The sequence below is a fragment of the Pseudoxanthomonas sp. SE1 genome (assembly GCF_029542205.1).
Classification (GTDB): Bacteria; Pseudomonadota; Gammaproteobacteria; order Xanthomonadales; family Xanthomonadaceae; genus Pseudoxanthomonas_A.
In genome coordinates, this window is the sequence record NZ_CP113783.1 from 3,824,210 (window position 1) to 3,843,023 (window position 18,814).

Sequence of the window (18,814 nt, forward strand, 5' to 3'; positions counted from 1 at the left end):
CCGCAGAGTAGAATCGTCCCCATGTCATTCGCCTCGCAAACGCTCACCGGCAGCAAGCCGGAACAATACGCACAGCTCGCCGCGCAGGCCCGTGCCCTGCTGGCCGGCGAACCCGACCGGATCGCCAATGCCGCCAACCTGTCGGCACTGCTCTACCACGCGCTGCCGGACTTCAACTGGGCCGGCTTCTATTTCTTCGATGGCCGGGAATTGGTCGTTGGCCCGTTCCAAGGCTTACCAGCCTGCGTGCGGATCCCGTTGGACAAGGGGGTCTGCGGAGCCGCCGCACGCACCCGCCAGACCCAGCGCGTGGACGATGTGGAGGCTTTCCCGGGCCACATCGCCTGCGATTCGGCTTCACGCTCGGAGTTGGTGGTACCGCTGGTGAAAGGGGACGAACTGGTCGGCGTGCTCGACCTGGACAGCCCACGCCTGGCGCGCTTCGATGCCGACGACCAGGCGGGCATGGAACGCATCGCCGCCATCTTCGTGGATTCGCTGACATGACAGGCACCAAGCTGCGCAACATCGGCCCCAAGTCCGCCGCCTGGCTGCGCCAGGTCGGCCTGCGTACGCAGGAGGATCTGGAATCGGTAGGCGCGGTGGAAGCCTTCATCCGGGTCAAGCGCGCGGGGTTCCGCCCCAGCCTCAACCTGCTCTACGCGCTGGAAGGCGCGCTGCTCGACTGCCACTGGCAGCAGCTGCCCGAGGACCGCCGTAGCGCACTGCTGGTGGCCTACGATGCCGCCGCCGCGCTGCTGCCGCCCCCGCGCGGCCGCCCCGCCGCCGGCCCGGTGACAACCACGCACACCGAGCGCGAAGAAGACACGGGCCCATCGCTGAACCTGTTCGACTCTCCGGGCAGCGACGACTGATTCCTGTAGGAGGGGCTTCAGCCCCGACGCTTTTCAGCAACGCCGTCGGGGTCGGGTCGAAAAGCATCGGGGCTGAAGCCCCTCCCACACCTCTGCGGACAGGAACGCTTGGGCTTCCCGTATACTGCGCGCGCTTTCAGGTGACCCGCGGCGTCCGCGTCCGGGTTGAAACGGGAAGCCGGTGAACCGCGCAGGCGGCATTCCGGCGCTGCCCCCGCAACGGTAGGCGAAGACAACCTCGGCATCGGCCACTGTGCGTCCAACGCATGGGAAGGCGCCTTGGCAGCGTGCATCGCGCACGCCTTCGCAAGCCCGGAGACCGGCCTGGAAGTCCACTGGTTGCGATGCGGAGGGCGTCGCGGCGTGCCGCGCCGCTGCCTGTCTGCCGCGCTGTCCGCAACGCTCCCTTCCCCGTCGCAACTCCACGCCGAAGAATGCGCGCGGGGCGCGCGATGGAGTTGAATCCGATGTACAGCCGTTTCCCCCTTTCCCACCTGGCCCTCGCGGTCGCGCTGGCACTGCCGTTCACGGTGCACGCGCAGGACCGCGACACGACCGACCTCGACGAAGTCGTGGTATCCGGCACCCGTACCGCTGTCGCGGTCGAGGACAGCCTGGTCCCCGCGCAGGTGATCAGCCGCGAAGCGATCCAGCGCAGCCAGGCCCGTTCGTTGTCCGAACTGCTGCAAGGCCGCGCCGGCATTTCGCTGGGCAACCAGGGCGGCGCCGGCAAGATCACCACGCTCAACCTGCGCGGCACCGAATCGGACCATGTGCTGGTGCTGATCGATGGCGTCCGCATGGGCTCGGCGACCGCCGGCCTGCCGGCGCTGCAGGATCTGCCGATCGACCAGATCGATCGCGTCGAGATCGTGCGCGGCCCGCGTTCGAGCCTGTACGGCTCGGAAGCCATCGGCGGCGTGATCCAGGTGTTCACCCGTCGGAACACGGGCAAGGTGCGCCCGAACTTCCGCATCGGCGTTGCCAGCGACAGCACCCGTGAAGCCAGTGCCGGCATCGGCGGGGGCAATGCGCGCGGCTGGTACGGCGCCGACGTGGCGTATGCGCGGACGGATGGCTTCAACGCCTGCCGTGGACGCGGTCCGGATCCGGGCATTCCGTTCGACTTCGGCGCCGGGTGCTTCACCGACGAACCCGACCGTGATGGCTACCGCAATACGTCGGCCAACCTGCGCGGCGGCTACACCTTCACCGATACGCTGACGATGGAAGCCAACGCGCTGCGCGCCGAGGGCAAGAGCGAATTCGACGGCAGCTTCACCAATCGATCCGAAACCGTGCAGCAGGTGATCGGCGCCAAGCTGCGCTATGCGCCCAGCGAGAAGACGAGCCTGCAGCTGAGCCTGGGCCGCAACGACGACAAGTCCGACGACTTCAACGACGATGTGCAGTCCGGCTATTTCGAGACGCGCCGCTACGTGGCGTCGCTGCAGGGCGATTTCACGGTGGCCGCCAACCAGCTGCTGACCACCGGCATCGACTGGCAGGACGACGAGGTGGAAAGCGCCACCGACTTCGACATCACCCAGCGCGACAACCTGGCCGGCTTCGTCGAGTACCAGGGCCGCTTCGGCGCACACCAGCTGCAGGCCAGCGTCCGCAACGACGACAACGAGCAGTTCGGCAACCACACTACCGGCAGCCTGGGCTACGGCTTCGGCTTCGGCAACGGCCTGAAGCTGACCGCCAGCCTGGCCACCGGCTTCAAGGCGCCGAGCTTCAACGACCTGTACTACCCGTTCTTCGGCAACCCCGACCTGAAGCCCGAAGAATCCGAGAGCATCAACCTCGGCATCGCGCAGTACGTGGACGGTTGGAGCTGGACGTTCAACGTGTACCAGAACGAAGTCGACCAGTTGATCTCCTACGACGCGGCGATCTTCCTGCCGAACAACATCGACGAAGCACGCATCCGCGGCGCGGAGTTCACTGTCGACTTCACGCTGGGCGGCTTCGACATCGCCACCCAGCTGAGCCACACCGATCCGCGCAATCGTTCCACCGGCGCCAACCATGACAACCTGCTGGCGCGCCGCCCGCGCGACACCGCGCGCATCGACGTGGACCGTGCGTTCGGCGCATTCCGCACCGGCGTGACGTTCAACGCTGCGGGCGAGCGCTACGACAACCTGGCCAACACCGACCGCCTGGGCGGCTACAGCACGCTGGACCTGCGGCTGGAGTACGCGATCGCCCCGGCGTGGACACTGCAGGCGAAGGTGGGCAACGTGTTCGACCGCGAATACGAAACCATCGCCTGGTACAACCAGGCCGGCCGCACCTACGGCCTCAGCCTGCGCTACCAGCCGACGGAATGACACGACGGAGCACGCGACAGAAGAAAGCCCGGCATCGCCGGGCTTTCTTTATCTGATCACCCCGTCGCCCGCTCCGCTTCGTCGAACAACCCCGGCTGGGTCGCCACCTCGTCCCGGTCGCGGAAGCCGGACAGGCCCACGCCCACCAACCGGTAACGCGTGGCCGCCGGCAGGTCCACGCGCTCGCGCAGCGCGAGTGCGATGCCGACGAAATCCTGCGCCGTCACCGGAGGCGACTCCGGCGTGAAACTTCGGGTGAGGAGGCGGAACTGCGAGGTCTTCAGCTTCAGCACGACGGTGCGGCCCACGCGCTCGGTCTTGCGGCTGGCCTGCCACGCCTTTTCCGCGATGCGGACGATGTGCGGTTCCAGCTCGGACAACAGCAGGTCCGTGGCGAACGTATCCTCCGACGAGATCGACTGGACGGGCTGGTCGGGCTCCACCGGGCGCTCGTCGATACCGCGTGCGCGCCGGTAGAGGCTGCCGCCGAAGCTGCCGAAGCGCTGTTCCAGATCGCGCTGCTCGAAGGTGCGCAGGTCGCCGACGGTGTGGATGCCGGCCGCGTTCAACTTGCCCTGCATCACCTTGCCCACGCCCGGAATGCGTTCGACCGGCAAGGGTGTCAGGAACGCCTCCACCTGGTGCGGACGCAACACGAACTGTCCGTCGGGCTTGCGCCAGTCCGACGCGATCTTGGCGAGGAACTTGTTTGGTGCCACGCCAGCCGATGCGGTGAGCTGCGTCTCCTCGCGGATCTGCGCGCGGATCGTCTCGGCCACGGCGGTCGCCGTCGGCAGATCCGATTTCGGTGCGGTGACGTCGAGATAGGCTTCATCCAGCGACAGCGGCTCGACCAGATCCGTATGGCGCAGGAAGATGTCGCGCACCTGTCGCGACACCGCCTTGTAGCGGATGAAGTCCGGCGGCACGAACACCGCCTGCGGACACAGCCGCTCCGCGCGCACCGCCGGCATCGCCGAGCGCACGCCGAACACGCGCGCTTCATACGACGCCGCGCACACCACCGAACGCTCGCCGCGCCACGCCACCACCACCGGTCGTCCACGCAGCGACGGATCGTCGCGCTGCTCCACCGACGCGTAGAAGGCGTCCATGTCGATGTGGATAATCTTGCGCATCACGCGATGATATCGGTCGCCGTACGCGATCGCATGGGCGCGCGCCCGCACGATACGCCCGCGTGTGGAGATGCGGACAATCCGCGCGAAACCCTTGCCGCAATTGCGCTTTGCCGATGGTACGCCGGCGTATGGAAAAACCCGGTTGATTTGCATCAAGACAAGCGTATGCACATGTGTGCATTATTTGCGTCTTCGTAGAACGGATCACGCAATGACCGCCCCCGCTTCCTTCTCGCGCGAACAGCTGCTCGCCAGCGCGCGCGGCGAACTGTTCGGCCCCGACAGCGGCCGCCTCCCCAATGACCCGATGCTGATGTTCGACCGCATCACCGAGATCCGCGAGGACGGTGGCGCGCACGGCAAGGGCCTCATCCGCGCGGAACTGGATATCCATCCCGACCTGTGGTTCTTCAAGTGCCACTTCCTCGGCGACCCGGTGATGCCGGGCTGCCTGGGGCTGGATGCGATGTGGCAGCTCACCGGTTTCTTCCTGACCTGGATCGGCGCGCCCGGTCGCGGCCGCGCGCTGGGTTCCGGCGAAGTGAAGTTCACCGGCCAGGTGCTGCCGACCGCCAAGCGCGTCAGCTACGAGATCGACATCAGCCGCGTGATCAACCGCAAGCTGGTGCTGGCGATGGCCGATGGCCGCATGCTGGTCGACGGCCGCGAGATCTATACGGCGCGCGATCTGCGTGTGGGCCTGTTCACCTCGACGGAGAGCTTCTGATGCGCCGCGTCGCCATCACCGGCCTGGGCATCACCTCCTGCCTGGGCAACGATGCGGACACCGTGTCGGCCGCGCTGCGTGAAGGCCGCTCCGGCATCCGCCACATTCCGCAATACGCCGAACTCGGCTTCCGCAGCCAGGTAGGCGGTGCGCCGGAGATCGATCTGGACGCGCAGATCGACCGCAAGCAGAAGCGCTTCATGGGCGATGCGGCCGCGTTCGCGCATATCGCGCTGCGCGACGCCATTGCGGATGCCGGCCTCGATGAAGCACTGGTGAGCCAGCCACGCACCGGTCTGATCGCCGGCTCCGGCGGTGGCTCGGCCGAATGGCAGATCGAAGCCGCCGACCTGTTGCGTGCGCGCGGCATCCGCAAGGTGGGACCGTACATGGTGCCGCGCACGATGTGCTCGACGGTGTCGGCGACGCTGGCCACCTCGTTCAAGATCAAGGGTGTCAGCTATTCGATCTCCGCTGCCTGCGCGACCTCCGCGCACTGCATCGGCGCGGCGGCGGACATGATCCGCGCCGGGCGCCAGGACATCATGTTCGCCGGTGGTGGCGAAGAGCTGCACTGGGCGCTGACGATGATGTTCGATGCCATGGGCGCGCTGTCCAGCAAGCGCAACGACGATCCGACCCACGCCTCGCGGCCTTACGATGCGGACCGCGACGGCTTCGTCATCGCCGGTGGCGGCGGCATGCTGGTGCTGGAGGACTACGACCACGCGGTGAAGCGCGGCGCGCGCATCCACGCCGAACTGCTGGGCTATGGCGTGACCTCCGACGGTGCGGACATGGTCGCGCCGTCGGGTGAAGGCGCCGTTCGCTGCATGCAGATGGCGCTGGAAGGCGTCTCCAAGCAGCTGGACTATCTCAACACCCACGGCACCTCGACGCCGCTGGGCGACATCATCGAACTCGACGCCATACGCACCGCGCTGGGCGATGCGCTGCCGCCGATCTCGTCGACCAAGGCGCTGTCCGGTCACTCACTGGGCGCCGCCAGCGTGCACGAAGCGATCTACTGCCTGCTGATGATGCGGGATGGATTCATCGCCGGGTCGGCGAACATCGAGACGCTGGATGAGGGCGCGGCCAGCTTCCCCATCGTGCAGGCCAGCCGCGAGGCGACGCTCGACACGGTGATGTCGAACAGCTTCGGTTTCGGCGGCACCAACGCCAGCCTGGTATTCGGCCGGGTGTGAGGCCGGTCAGCGGGCGTCGACCGCACGACGCCCCAGCGCCGGATCGTCGGTGAAGAAGCCGCCGATCCCCAGCGCAAGATAGGCGCGGATCTCGGCAAGGGATCCCGCTTCGTTGCGCATGCGCGGATCGTCACCTTCGCGCAGCGCCTTCGGCAGAAAGTGGTTCTCCGGCCGGAAGGTGTAGGGCCATACGTGCAGGCCTTCCTTGAGTGCATCCGCCATCAGCGCGGTCGGTGCTCCCAGCGCGCCGTCCTCCGCCACCGGCATCAGCAGGCGCGTCCACGGCCCGATGATGTCGGCGTAGCCGGCGATGTCCTGCAGGCCCGCGGGCGTCATCAGGTCCGCATAGCGTGTCGGCTTTCCCGCCGCCAGCGCATCGCCCGGTTGCGTATCCGCCGGGCCCAGCAGTTGCAGCAGACGGATGTTCCCGTGCGACGGGCCAAGGCGCGCGCGCAACGCACGCAGGTTCGCCTGTTCGAACGATTGGATCACCACCGGAGCCTCGCGCGTGTACGCGTGAGCCGCCAGCATTTCCAGCAGGCGTTCCTCCATCGGCAGGCCGATGCAGTGGAAGTGGCTGGGATGCTTGATCTCGGGGATCAGGCCAATCGTGCGTCCGCTGCGCGCGGCATGTTCCGACGCCAGCGCGATGATCTCGTCCAGCGTCGCGATGTCGTACCGGCCATCGTTCGCGGTGCCGCGCAGTTCGGGCAGGCGCTCGCGGGCACGCAGCGTCTTCAGTTCGGCCAGGGTGAAGTCTTCGGTGAACCAGCCCTCGAATGCCTCGCCATCGATCACCTGCCGGCGCTTGCGGGCGGCGAACTCGGGCCGCTGCGCGACATCGGTGGTTCCGCCGATCTCGTTCTCGTGCCGCGCGACCAGAACCCCGTCGCGGGTGGCGACCAGATCCGGCTCGATGTAGTCCGCACCGGCGTCGATCGCACGCGCATACGCCGCCAGCGTGTGCTCTGGCAGGTGTGCACTGTCGCCGCGGTGGGCGATGACCAGCGGCTTCTCCGCCGGTCCGCCAGCCATGGCGGGCAGCAGGGGCATCACGGCCATCAGGAGGGGGAACAGGCGGCTGAAGTGCATGGAGATTTCCTCATGTCCGCCAGCATGCCACGGGCGGCGCAGGGTCCGGAAAGCACGAAGCCCGGCTTCCGCCAGGCTCCGGTGCAACGCGGGAGGAGAGAGGTACCTCGTTGCAGGCTGCATTCTGCATCCGGCCTGTGACAGGCAGGCGACAGCGGCCAGCGCCGTACGCCGCGCTTCCGCACCGCCGCTTGACAACATTACATGTAATAAATAGATTCGCTTACATGACAGTTTCCCGCCCTGCGATCAAGGCATCCACGCTGCACGTTCGCAACTACCGCGAGCGCATGCGCGAGCAGGGACTGGTCAAGAAGGACGTGTGGATCAGGCCGGAGTACGCCGAGGAGCTGGCCGCCATCGAGAAGGCGATGCGGGAATCCGCGCGCGATGCCGGCATCCCTTATCTGCCCACGCAACCTACGGAGGCGGGCTGGACGCTCGCCGCTATCAGGCACGCCCTGCAGCAGGCCAGCACGGTGCGCGACGGCCTGATCAGCCTGGAGACCATCGAGGGCGCGGAGCCCAGCCTGCACCTGGTGATGCACGAATACGGCGACCTGTCGGTGTTCCTGGCCGTGGGTGGCGAGCAGATCCTCGTGGAGGCCTACCTGTGGCCGGTGGAGGACGTGGCCGACCCGGCCGCCTTCAACGCGCATGTGCTCAGCACGCACGTGCTGCTGCCGCTCTCGACGATCGGGATGCAGCGCATCGGCGGCGTCGCCGGCTACACCATGTTCGGCGCGCTGGACACGCATTCCAGCCTGGCCAACGTGATGTTCGAAATCGAGACGCTGGCCGAGAACGTCATCAGCGCCACCGAAGCCTACCGACCCTTCCTGCGCACGGCGACGCGGAGGAAGGCCTGATGCCCGACACCCTGAAGACCCTGTTCAAGCGGATACAGGAGGGCATGGAAGGCCTGGCCGGCGCCGTGATGGGCGACCGCGCCGAACGCCTGCTCGACGACGAGATCCGCGCCGTCGATGACGCCCTGCATGGCGCGCGCGGTGAACACGCGGCGGCGAAGGCGCGGCGTGTCGCCAACGAGCAGCATCAGGCCGCTCTGGCCACGCGCATCGGCGAAGCCGAAGCCAAGGTGGAGGCCGCGTTGCGGCAAGGCCGTACCACGCAGGCACGCACCGCGGCAGACGACGCGGTCCGCCTGCAGGCCGAGCGCAGCCAGCGGATGGAGGAAGGGCAGGATCTCGCCGCCCATGAGCGCCAGTTCGCGCACGTGGTCGAACAGCTCGAAGGGCGCTTGCGGCGGCTCAAGCACCAGTTGGACATCCTGCGCGCCTCCAACAGCCTGCAGCGCGCGCAGGCCACCGTGGCCCGCCGCCAGCCCGGCGAAGCGCCGTATCCGGAACCCGCGTTCGCGTCTGCCGCGCGCATGAAGCAGCGCCGCTCGCCCACGCAGGGAACCGGCGCCGCGAGCCAGCGCAAGAGCAAGAACAAGAAGACCGAGGCCGATCCTGCACAGGCCGTCCTCGATCGCGCCCGCAAGCGCATCACATCGTCCGCGCGCAAGCGCTGAACCAGGGGAGCCACGATGACCGAGTTCCTGAACACCGCGCTGACATTCCCGACGCTCATCTACAGCGTGTTGCTCGCGTTCTGCACGGTGTACTGGTTGCTGGCGGCCACTGGCATCGTGGACATCGATGCCGTCGACGGCTGGCTGACAACCGATGGCGATACGGCGGAGCCCAGCGTGGTCGCCGGCATGCTGGCCAAGCTCGGCCTGTCCGGCGTGCCCATGATGCTGGTGCTTACCGTGCTGTCTTTCTTCGGCTGGCTGATCACCTATTTCGTGCAGTTGTTCCTGCTCCAGCACCTGCCGGGCAGCCTGCGCTGGATCGCTGGCGCCGGCACGCTGGTCGTCGCTCTGCTAACCGGCGCACTGGTGACCTCGCTGCTGCTGCGCCCGCTGGCGTCGGTGATCGCACGCTTGCGTCCGCCTGTACCGCCGTCCGTGCTGGGTCGCGCCGGCTCGGTCATCTCGCCGCATGCGGATGCAGGCAGCGGACGCGCCCACTTCGACGACGGCGGCGCAGGCCTGATCCTGCAGGTCCGCGCGCTGCCGGGCGAGCGCTTCTCGCGCGGCGACCGCGTCGTCCTGATCGAGCATCTCGAAACCGACAACACCTACCGCGTCATGTCCGAAACCACCTTCCTCCAGCAGTAAGCACCCGCGCCGTCTACAAGGAGTTCTGCAATGACCACTGCCACCATCCTCCCCTTCGCCATCGGCCTCGTCGTGCTGATGGTGCTGGGATTCGGCTTCATCGGCATCTTCAAGGCCTTCTACAAGAAGGTCGAACAGGGCACGGCCCTGATCGTCAACGACATGAGCGCGCAGCCGAAGGTGCACTTCACCGGTGCGCTGATCATCCCGGTGCTGTACAAGGCCGAGCTGATGAAGATCAGCCTGATCACCCTGCAGGTGGACCGGCGCGGCAAGGAAGGCCTGGTCTGCAAGGACAACATGCGCGCCGACATCGCGGTGGCGTTCTATCTGCGGGTCAATGAAACGCCCGCCGACGTGTTGCGCGTGGCCAAGGCGATCGGTGCCGACCGTGCGTCCGACAGGCACGCGGTGGACGAGTTGTTCAACGCCAAGTTCTCCGAGGCACTGAAGACCGTCGGCAAGAAGTTCGACTTCACCGAGTTGTTCGACAAGCGCCAGGAATTCCGTGACGAGATCGTCGCCGTCATCGGCCAGGATCTCAACGGTTACGTGCTGGAAGATGTCGCCATCGATTATCTGGAACAGACGCCGAAGCACCTGCTCGACCCCAGCAACATCCTGGACGCCGAAGGCATCCGCAAGATCACCGAACTGACCGCGCGTCAGAACGTGCAGACCAACGAACTGGAGCAGAACGAGAAGCTGGCGATCACCAAGAAGAACACCGAAGCCCGCGAGGCGCTGCTCGCGCTGGAACGCCAGCAGGCCGAGGCCGAGGCACGCCAGCACCGCGAAGTTGAAACGGTGCGCGCCCGCGAAGCCGCCGAAACCGCCAAGGTGATCGAGGAGCAGCGACAGGTGTCCGAGCGTGCGCGCCTGGAAACCGAGGAGCAGATCAAGATCCGCGAGCAGGAGCAGCTGCGCCAGGTCGAAGTGGCCGAGCAGAACCGCCGTCGCGCCGTCGCCATCGAACTCGAGCGCGTGGCGCGCGCCGAGCAGCTGGAGCGCGTCAACACCGACAAGGAAGTCCAGATGCAGGAAGTCGACCGCGACAAGGTGGTCGAGCAGGGCCGCATGGAAGTGGCCAACGTCGTGCGCGAGCGGACCCAGATCGAGCAGACGGTCGCGGTCGCCGAAGAGAAGATCAAGGAGACGCGTGAAGTCGCCGAAGCCGACCGCGCCAGGCAGGTGACCATCCTCGCCGCAGAAGCTGCCGCGCAGGAAACCCTGGTCAAGGACGTCAAGGCCGCCGAAGCCGCCGAGCAGGCCGCGCGCCACCGCGCAGTCGAACTGACGGTGCTGGCCGAGGCCGAACTGCAGGCCGCCGGCAAGCAGGCCGAAGCCAAGCGCGTGATGGCGGACGGTGTACGTGCGGAGAGCGCTGCGCCCGGCCTGGCGCAGGCCCAGGTGCAGGAAGCGAATGCCGTGGCGATGGAGAAGACCGGCCTGGCCGAAGCACGCGTGCTCGAAGCCAAGGCCGATGCCACCTACAAGCAGGGCAACGCGGATGCGCGCGTGCTGAACGAACGCCTGACCGCCGAAGCCGAAGGTGCGCAGAAACTGGGGCTGGCCAACGCCAGTGCCAGCCAGGCCATGGGCGATGCCGAGGCCAGCAACATCGCCAAGAAGATGTCCGCGGAAGCCGAAGGCCTGACCTCCAAGTTCGACGCGATGGGCAAGATGAGCCCGGATGCGCGCAGCCACGAGGAGTTCCGCATGCTGCTGGAAACGCAGCTGCGCCAGCTGCTGGCATCGATCGACGCGGGCAAGGCCATCTCCCGCGAGAACGCCGAAGTCCTCGCCAGCGCGCTGAAGAGCGCCAACATCGAGTTGATCGGTGGCGACGGCGGCGTGTTCAACGCGTTGACCAGGGGCATTTCGCTGGGCAAGGCGCTGGAAGGCATCGTGGGCGAAAGCCCGATCGCCTCGCAGCTACTGGGTCGCCTGGCGGGCGCCGGCCTGCCAGTGTCCGGCCGCGCGGCCGAAGCGAGCGACGCCTGACGCATCCTGCCTGAGCCGGCCGGCGGCACCGTCCGCCGGCCCCGATTTCCGCATCGACCGCCCAGGACGGGCGAGGATGAGGTCCGATGTCCGATACGCCGAACGCCGAAGTTCCTTCCACCGACACGCAGGTCGATCAGGCGGTCGCCCAGGGCGGCGCCTACGACGTGCTGCGCCGTCGCCTTGACGAGCAGGGCGCGCGGCTGCGCGCCGTGACGGAAGGGATCAACACACGCCGCCTGCAGGAATTCGGCGACAGCCGGATGGAGGCCATCGGCCGCCTGCGCATCCGCACCGACCACAATTCGGTCGGCCGCGACATCGTGCAGGTCGGAGACCTGCTGTTGTTCGGTTTCAACGTCTACATGGGATTGAAGGCGACCACGTCGGTGGCCGACGTGTTCGGCCTCTATCGTCTGGTGGAGACCGGCGAAGGCTACGACGTGGCGCCGGTCGACATCGCCGCGAGCTTCCTGGGCGAGGATGCCTTCCAACGCGACTTCCGCGAGTTGTACAGCTACTACAAGGACGCACGGCTGTTGCAGCTGATCGTCCGCGACAGCCGGCTGCTGATGGCGTTCCAGATCGGCCTGAAGAACACCGACGTGCGCGTGTTCCGCTGGACGCTCACCGCCGATGGCGAGGTGAACTACCTGGACGCGCGCGGCGAGCGCGACATCGTGCTGCCGCCGCCGTTCGACTTCGAGTGGACGCGGGCGACCAAGGACATGGAGGTCAGCGGCCGCCATCCGCACCTGAATATCCTCGACACGCTGTTCGTGGAGACCATCGGCGGCGACCTGACATTGAAGGTGGAGAACAACACCGAGAGCGGCGCGGGCGTCTACAGCGAGCCGGTCGAGGACCGGACGCAATCGCTGGACGACGCGCAGATCGAGTTCGCGCGCGTCGGTTCGCTGATCCTGCTCAAGGTGCTGCCGTACCGCGAGAGCGCGTGGCGCGGCCTTGTGTACAACACCCAGACCGGCAAGGTGACGCGGCTGGATGCCATCGTACAGGCCTGCATCCAGTTACCCGAAGACCACGGCATCATTTTCCCGGGCGGCTACTACCTGCAGAACGGCGAGCACAAGGCCTTCGATGCCGCCGTGCAGGACATGCAGTACAAGCGCACGATCCGATCGCCGAACGGCGAAGACGTGATGTACGTGTTCTATGAGCGCGAAACCGGCCAGGCCGCGCTGCTGGTCTACAACCTGGTGCAGCGGCGCCTGCAGCCGCCCGTGCTCGCGCATGGCTACGCGCGACTGCACGACGGACGCATGGTGCTGTTCCGCGCCGAAAACGACGACCCCACCCGCGTCCACCAGATGCAGCTCTGGCAGACGCCGTTCAGTTCGGACGAGTTCGCCGCGACGCGACCGGCCGGCACCTCGTTCATGGCGAAGCTGGGCAATGCCGAACTGGTGCGCGCGGTGTCCAACCTGTTCGACCTCGCCCGCGAGATCGAGCGCCCGGATGTCTCCGCACAGCGCTACCAGTTGCTGACGCATGGAACCCGCCGCCTGTTCGACCTGCACCACTGGATCGACGACACGCAGTGCGACGGTCTGGCGACGCTGCTGCACGAGATCGCCGGCACCGGCGAGTCGGTGCTGGACGAATACGAGAAGGTGCTGGAGATCCGGCGCCAGTCCGAGACCTCGATGGCGCAGGCACAACGCGACCACCGCGCCCTGCTCGGCCGGCTGCAGCCGGAGGGATGGAACGGCATCGGCGAATTCGTCGACGCGCTCGGCGCGGTCTCGCGCCTGCGCGGCCATCTGCTGACGTTGCGAGACTATCGCTACATCGATGTCCCGGCCATCGACGCGATGGTTGCCGCATTGCAGGAGGCGCACGAACGCGTCGGCGCGGCGACCGGCCAGTTTCTCGCCGACGAAAAAGCGTTGGCCCCGTTCCAGCAGCGCCTGGTCGTGCTGGATGCGCAGGCCCAGAAAGCCGCGAGTGCGCGCGAGCTGGCCGAGGCGATCGAGACCATGCAGGGCATGGCCGGCGAGCTGGACATGCTGTCCGAGCTGATGGCAACGCTGCGGATCGACGACGCCACCCAGCGCACCCGGGTGGTCGATGCGCTATCGAGCATCTACGCGAAACTCAACCAGACCCGCGCACGCGCCACCCAGCGCCGCCGCGAACTGGGCTCCGCCGAGGCGGTGGCGCAGTTCGGTGCGCAGTTCACCCTGTTCGGCCAGGCCGTCAGCAACGCGCTGGCGATGGCCACCACGCCGGAGCGCGCCGACGAGCAACTGTCGCGCCTGATGGTGCAACTGGAAGAACTGGAGAGCCAGTTCGGCGAACACGAACAGTTCCTCGGCGACATCCTGTCCAAGCGCGAGGAGATGCTGGAGGCCTTCGAGGCCCACAAGCAGGCCCTTCTGGACGAGCGCCAGCGCAAGGCACAATCGGTGCAGGAAGCCGCCACCCGCATCCTGGAAGGCTTGGGGCGACGCACCGAACGCTTCACCACGCCGGACGAACTCAATGCCTTCTTCGCCGGCGATGCGCTGATCCTCAAGCTGCGCGAACTGGCCGGCCGCCTGCGCAAGCTGAAGGACTCGGTGAAGGCCGACGACATCGAGGCGCGCATCAAGGGCGCGCGCGACCAGGCCGTGCGCGGACTGCGCGATCGCAGCGACCTGTTCGAAGACGCCGGCAACGTCATCCGCCTGGGGCCGCGCCACCGCTTCAGCGTCAACACCCAGCCGCTGGACCTGACCCTGATTCCGCGCGGCGACACGCTGGCCGTACACCTGACCGGCACGGACTACCTGGAGCCGCTGCAGGAGCCGGCGCTGGACGCGCTGCGCCCCTACTGGGATGTCGCGCTCGCGTCGGAGTCGCCTTCGCTGTACCGCGGCGAGTACCTCGCTTGTCGCCTGCTGGACGACGCGCAAGCCGGCGAAGGTGGGCTCGACCTCGCGCGGCTCGACCACGCCCTGGCCGATCCGGAGGCGCTGGACCGGATCGTGCGCGAGTACGCCGCGCCGCGTTACCGCGAAGGCTACGAGAAGGGCATCCACGACCACGATGCCGCGGCGATCCTGCATGCCTTCCTGCCTCTGCGGAACGCCGCCGGTTCACTGCGACATGCGCCCAGCGCGCGCGCGCTGGCGGTGGCGTGGTGGTGCCGCGACGGCGCCGCGCCGCAGGAGACGATCGACCGTATACGCGCTGCACGCGCGATCGACGCGATGTCGCCGGCCGGCCGCGCCGTGCAGACGCTGCGCGACGAGCTGGCATCCACGATTGCGGCCTGGGTGGAGCACGACGCCCTGTCCTTCCCTGCGACCGACACCCCGGCATCCGCCGCCTTCCTGATCGACACCGTCACAGGTGCGGTGCCGACGTTCCGCTTCACCCACTACGCGGACACATTGGTGACGACCCTCCGCGCGCGCCTGGCTGACGACGCGGCAGGCAGTGTGCTGGCCAGCGCCCTGCAGCGGCTGGAAGGCCGGTCCGCCGCGGCCTGGGCCTTGCTGCGGCAGGCGCTGGACGCACTGGCCACATTGCCGGAGCAGGCGCACCTGGCGCCGTACGTGTCCGAGGCGATCGCCCTGTTCCGGCATGGCGCGCAGCTGACGCATGTCGTCGAGCACGTGACACTGATCGGCCATGTCGAGGGACTGCTCGGCGAGCACCCGCGCATCCGCGACGGACGTCTGGCCCTGGCGGTGGACGACCTGCCGGCGCGCTATGGGACCCATCGCGATCAGTTCGTGCCCGCCTGGCAACGCTACCAGGCGCTGCGCAGCGAAGTGGCGCAGCGCGAACGCGCCGCGATGCGGCTGTCGGAGTTCAAGGCGCGCCCGCTGACCTCGTTCGTGCGCAACAAGCTGATCAACGACGTCTACCTGCCGGTGATCGGCGACAACCTCGCCAAGCAGATGGGCACCGTGGGCGAGAACAAGCGCAGCGACCTGATGGGCCTGCTGATGATGATTTCGCCCCCCGGCTACGGCAAGACCACGCTGATGGAGTACGTGGGGCACCGACTGGGCCTGGTCTTCATGAAGATCAATGGGCCGGCGCTGGGCCACGAGGTGCGTTCGCTGGACCCCGCCCAGGCACCGGATGCCACGTCGCGGCAGGAACTGGAAAAACTCAACCTCGCGCTGGAGATGGGCAACAACGTGATGCTGTACCTGGACGACATCCAGCACACGCATCCGGAGTTCCTGCAGAAGTTCATCTCGCTGTGCGATGGCACGCGCCGCATCGAAGGCGTCTGGCGCGGCAAGACCAAGACCTACGACATGCGCGGGCGCAAGTTCGCAGTGGTGATGGCGGGCAATCCGTATACCGAGTCCGGCGAGGTCTTCAAGATCCCGGACATGCTGGCCAACCGCGCCGACATCTACAACCTGGGCGATGTGCTCGGCGGCATGGAAGATGCCTTCCTGCTGAGCTACGTGGAGAACTGCCTGACCTCCAATCCCGTGCTGGCACCGCTCGCCACCCGCGACATGGCGGACCTCTACCTGCTGGTCGACAAGGCGCGCGGCAAGGAGGTCAGCACCAACCAGCTGTCGCACGCGTACAGCGGTGCGGAGATCGGCGAGATCGTCGCCGTGCTGCAGCGGTTGCTGACCGTGCGCGACGTGGTCTACCGCGTCAACCAGCAGTACATCGCCAGCGCCGCGCAAGCGGACAAGTACCGGGTGGAGCCGCCGTTCCGTCTGCAGGGCAGCTACCGCAACATGAACAAGCTGGCGGAGAAGATCTCGCCGGTGATGAACGCCGCCGAGCTCCAGCAGCTGATCGCCGACCACTACCTGGGCGAAGCGCAACTGCTGACCACCGGTGCCGAGGAGAACCTGCTGAAGCTGGGCGAGTTGCGCGGCACGCTGACCGACGACGAACAGGCACGCTGGCAGCAGATCAAGGCGGACTTCCTGCGCAACAAGGCGATGGGGGCGGACGATGCCGATGTCGGCGGCCGCGTGGTCGCGCAGTTGGCCGACATCGCGGTCGGCCTGCAGCGACTGGGCGAGCCGGCCCCGGTTCCGGCCCCTCAGCCGGCGCCCTGGGAAGCGCTGTTGTCGGCGCTGCACTCATTGCGGGCGCCAGAACGGGTCGCAGCTGCCACGCCCACGCCCGCCGTCGACACCGCCCCGGTGTTGCAGGCCCTGCAGCATACGATGGCGCGCCAGGACCAGCTCAATGGAGCGCTGGTGGCGCTGGCCCAGGCGCTTCGAAACGGTGCATCCCCCGCCGCAGCCGCCGGCACGCGCAAGCCCAAGCCACGCTCCCCGCGTGAAGCGGAGTTCGACCAGGTCATCGCCAGCCTGGAATTCAGGGAGGAACGGCCGACGCCCACCCTCGACGTATCACCGGCGCGCGTGCGCGACGAAGGGGATGATCCACAATGAGCCAGGACGCCATCGGCGGGACCAAGGCCCCGGGCCTGGCCACGCATGCCGCCGCCATCCAGGCGCTGGCACAATCCAGCGCCGATGACCTGCAGGCGACACTGCGCGATCTGCGCACCGTATTGCTGTCGGCTGATCCGCGTGCGCTGCGGCGCAGCGTGGGTTTCTGGGGACGGCTGATCGGCCGTGACATCCGTCTTGCCGCCGAGGCGCGCTCGTTGCGGGAACGCAGCGGCATCCTGCTGCGGCAGGCTGGTTTCGAAGCATCTAGGCTGCGCAACCAGCACGCGACGCTCGCCACGCACGCGCGGCAATTGCGCGAAGCCTGTGCGCAGCTGCAACAAGAGATCGACGGACTCGCGCGCCAGCAGGCGATGGAGGAAGGCGACACGCCTGCCGGGTCGTCGCGTCTCGCGCACCTCATCACGCTGCGCAGCGCGTACGAGATCACGGCCAGCCAGCTGGACCTCGTCGCCGCAAACGCGCTCGCCATCGCCGAGCGCCACGCGCAGCAACTGCCCCGGCTCACCGTGCTGCTGGACCAGCAGCTGGGCGTCGCCGCCGGTGCCGATCACGGAATGCAGCTATCCTCCGCCATGCGGACGATAGACGCACTGGAAGCCCATATCGAACACCTGCCCGCGCCGTCCGTCGTACCCGCGACACCAGCGCGTGCCACCCCAGCCCAGGAGGCCCCATGACGACGACGAACCCCGAACAGACGCTGGTGCCCGCGGCGCTGTCGCCGCAGCTACTGACCGACCTGGGCCTGGAAAACGCTGATATCCCGCGCATCCAGGAGGCGACGAAAGCGCTGCAGGACATCGCGCCCGGCAATCTGCACACCTACGGCCGGGAGGCGACCACCAAGACCAGTGCCTTCAGCACGCAGCTGCTGGACAAGGTCCGCAACGCCGATCTGGACAGCAGCGGCGACAAGCTGGGTGAAGTCGTGCGCATTGCGCGCTCGCTGAACCTTGAGTCTTTCCATGGCCGCTCCAAGTTGCCGATTCTCGGCCCGCTGATCGACAAGATGCGCGCGACCAAGGACGACCTGGTCCAGCGCTACAGCTCGACCAACCGCCAGATCGACCAGCTGATGAGCGACGTGGGCAAGACGCAGCAGATCCAGCAGCAGCGCGTGCGCGAGTACGACCAGATGCACGACATCGTGCTGGACGAGCGCCGCGAGCTGGGCGTGCACGTGGCGGCCGGCCGCGTCCGCATTGCCGAGCTGGAAGCGGAACTGGCCTCGCTGTCGGGCCAGGAAGATCCCGAGTCGCGCACCCGTCGCGCCGCCCTCGACACGGCGCTTCGCCTGATCGACAAGCGCGTGTCCGACCTGCAGGTGCTGCAGCACGCCGCCGACCAGACGCTGCCGATGATCCGCCTGATCCAGGCCAATGCCATCCAGCTGATCGAGAAGTTCAGCGCGGTACGCGACATCACCATCCCGATGTGGCGCAACCAGTTCGCCATCCAGTTGTCGCTGGCAGACCAGCGCAATGCGGTCGAGCTGGCCAACGCCATCGACGACGCCAGCAACGAACTGATGCGCAAGAATGCCGAACTTGTGCATTCCACCGCGGTCGGCACCGCGCGCGCCAACCAGCGCTCGGTGATCGACATCGAGACCCTGCGCACCGTCAACGAGACCCTGATCCGCACGGTGGAGGAAGTCCGCGAGATCCACCGCGAGGGCATGGCTAAGCGCAAGCAGCTGTCCACCGAACTGGTCGACATGCGCGAAGACCTAGAGAAGCGGCTGGCGCTGCCGACCGGGGGCGGCGCGAGCTCCTGACCTCCGATATCGCTTTCACAACGCCTCGAAAGCAACGGGCCG

At 67.4% G+C, this 18,814-nt stretch carries 14 protein-coding genes and 1 riboswitch; of the genes, 12 read left to right on the plus strand and 2 right to left on the minus strand.

Annotated elements, in window-relative coordinates; translation table 11 throughout:
* The first annotated feature begins 21 nt into the window (after positions 1-21).
* The 3 genes from OY559_RS18005 to btuB all read left to right on the plus strand — a co-directional run bounded on the left by OY559_RS18005 (position 22) and on the right by btuB (position 3,214).
* Positions 22-507 carry a free L-methionine (R)-S-oxide reductase MsrC gene (locus tag OY559_RS18005; RefSeq protein ID WP_277727652.1) on the plus strand — a complete coding sequence of 162 codons (486 nt, stop codon included), beginning with the start codon at positions 22-24 and terminating at the stop codon, positions 505-507.
* Complete coding sequence (locus tag OY559_RS18010; protein ID WP_277727653.1) at positions 504-875, plus strand: TfoX/Sxy family protein; 372 nt, start codon at positions 504-506, stop codon at positions 873-875. Before OY559_RS18005 ends, OY559_RS18010 begins: the two co-directional genes overlap by 4 nt.
* Before the next feature lie 121 nt (positions 876-996).
* Positions 997-1,218: riboswitch (cobalamin riboswitch) on the plus strand.
* 124 nt (positions 1,219-1,342) lie between these two features.
* On the plus strand, positions 1,343-3,214 hold the full coding sequence (btuB, locus tag OY559_RS18015) for a TonB-dependent vitamin B12 receptor (protein WP_277727655.1): 1,872 nt from the start codon (positions 1,343-1,345) through the stop codon (positions 3,212-3,214).
* 56 nt (positions 3,215-3,270) lie between these two features.
* Here btuB and dinB read toward each other — a convergent pair whose 3' ends face one another.
* Positions 3,271-4,353, minus strand: a complete 1,083-nt coding sequence (dinB, locus tag OY559_RS18020) for a DNA polymerase IV (RefSeq protein ID WP_277727657.1) — start codon at positions 4,351-4,353, stop codon at positions 3,271-3,273.
* Between the two features lie 214 nt (positions 4,354-4,567).
* Between dinB and fabA the strand changes: the two genes are divergently transcribed.
* Together fabA and fabB are read left to right on the plus strand one after the other, a co-directional pair.
* Positions 4,568-5,083: a 3-hydroxyacyl-[acyl-carrier-protein] dehydratase FabA gene (gene fabA / locus OY559_RS18025; protein ID WP_277727658.1), complete on the plus strand. Its 516-nt coding sequence runs from the start codon at positions 4,568-4,570 to the stop codon at positions 5,081-5,083.
* Positions 5,083-6,291 carry a beta-ketoacyl-ACP synthase I gene (gene fabB, locus OY559_RS18030; protein WP_277727659.1) on the plus strand — a complete coding sequence of 403 codons (1,209 nt, stop codon included), beginning with the start codon at positions 5,083-5,085 and terminating at the stop codon, positions 6,289-6,291. The genes fabA and fabB overlap by 1 nt, the downstream gene beginning before the upstream one ends.
* Positions 6,292-6,297: 6 nt before the next feature.
* On the opposite strand, the gene OY559_RS18035 is transcribed toward fabB, so the two are convergent.
* Positions 6,298-7,344 (minus strand): glycerophosphodiester phosphodiesterase, encoded by a 1,047-nt coding sequence (locus OY559_RS18035; RefSeq protein WP_277730054.1) that lies wholly within the window; start codon positions 7,342-7,344, stop codon positions 6,298-6,300.
* A gap of 266 nt (positions 7,345-7,610) precedes the next feature.
* Between OY559_RS18035 and OY559_RS18040 the strand changes: the two genes are divergently transcribed.
* From OY559_RS18040 to OY559_RS18070, 7 genes are all read left to right on the plus strand, one after another.
* The gene (locus OY559_RS18040; protein ID WP_277727661.1) at positions 7,611-8,252 is read left to right on the plus strand and encodes a YjfI family protein; all 642 of its coding nucleotides are present in this window, start codon (positions 7,611-7,613) and stop codon (positions 8,250-8,252) included.
* Positions 8,252-8,920: a PspA/IM30 family protein gene (locus OY559_RS18045; protein WP_277727662.1), complete on the plus strand. Its 669-nt coding sequence runs from the start codon at positions 8,252-8,254 to the stop codon at positions 8,918-8,920. The genes OY559_RS18040 and OY559_RS18045 overlap by 1 nt, the downstream gene beginning before the upstream one ends.
* Before the next feature lie 15 nt (positions 8,921-8,935).
* Positions 8,936-9,571: an OB-fold-containig protein gene (locus tag OY559_RS18050; protein WP_277727663.1), complete on the plus strand. Its 636-nt coding sequence runs from the start codon at positions 8,936-8,938 to the stop codon at positions 9,569-9,571.
* 30 nt (positions 9,572-9,601) lie between these two features.
* Positions 9,602-11,575: a flotillin family protein gene (locus OY559_RS18055; RefSeq protein ID WP_277727664.1), complete on the plus strand. Its 1,974-nt coding sequence runs from the start codon at positions 9,602-9,604 to the stop codon at positions 11,573-11,575.
* An 86-nt stretch (positions 11,576-11,661) separates the two neighbouring features.
* A complete protein-coding gene (locus tag OY559_RS18060; protein WP_277727665.1) occupies positions 11,662-16,971 on the plus strand; it encodes a DNA repair ATPase in 5,310 nt (1,769 codons plus the stop codon).
* Positions 16,968-17,672 carry a hypothetical protein gene (locus tag OY559_RS18065; RefSeq protein WP_277727666.1) on the plus strand — a complete coding sequence of 235 codons (705 nt, stop codon included), beginning with the start codon at positions 16,968-16,970 and terminating at the stop codon, positions 17,670-17,672. The genes OY559_RS18060 and OY559_RS18065 overlap by 4 nt, the downstream gene beginning before the upstream one ends.
* Positions 17,669-18,772, plus strand: a complete 1,104-nt coding sequence (locus OY559_RS18070; RefSeq protein ID WP_277727667.1) for a toxic anion resistance protein — start codon at positions 17,669-17,671, stop codon at positions 18,770-18,772. The genes OY559_RS18065 and OY559_RS18070 overlap by 4 nt, the downstream gene beginning before the upstream one ends.
* Positions 18,773-18,814: the final 42 nt, after the last annotated feature.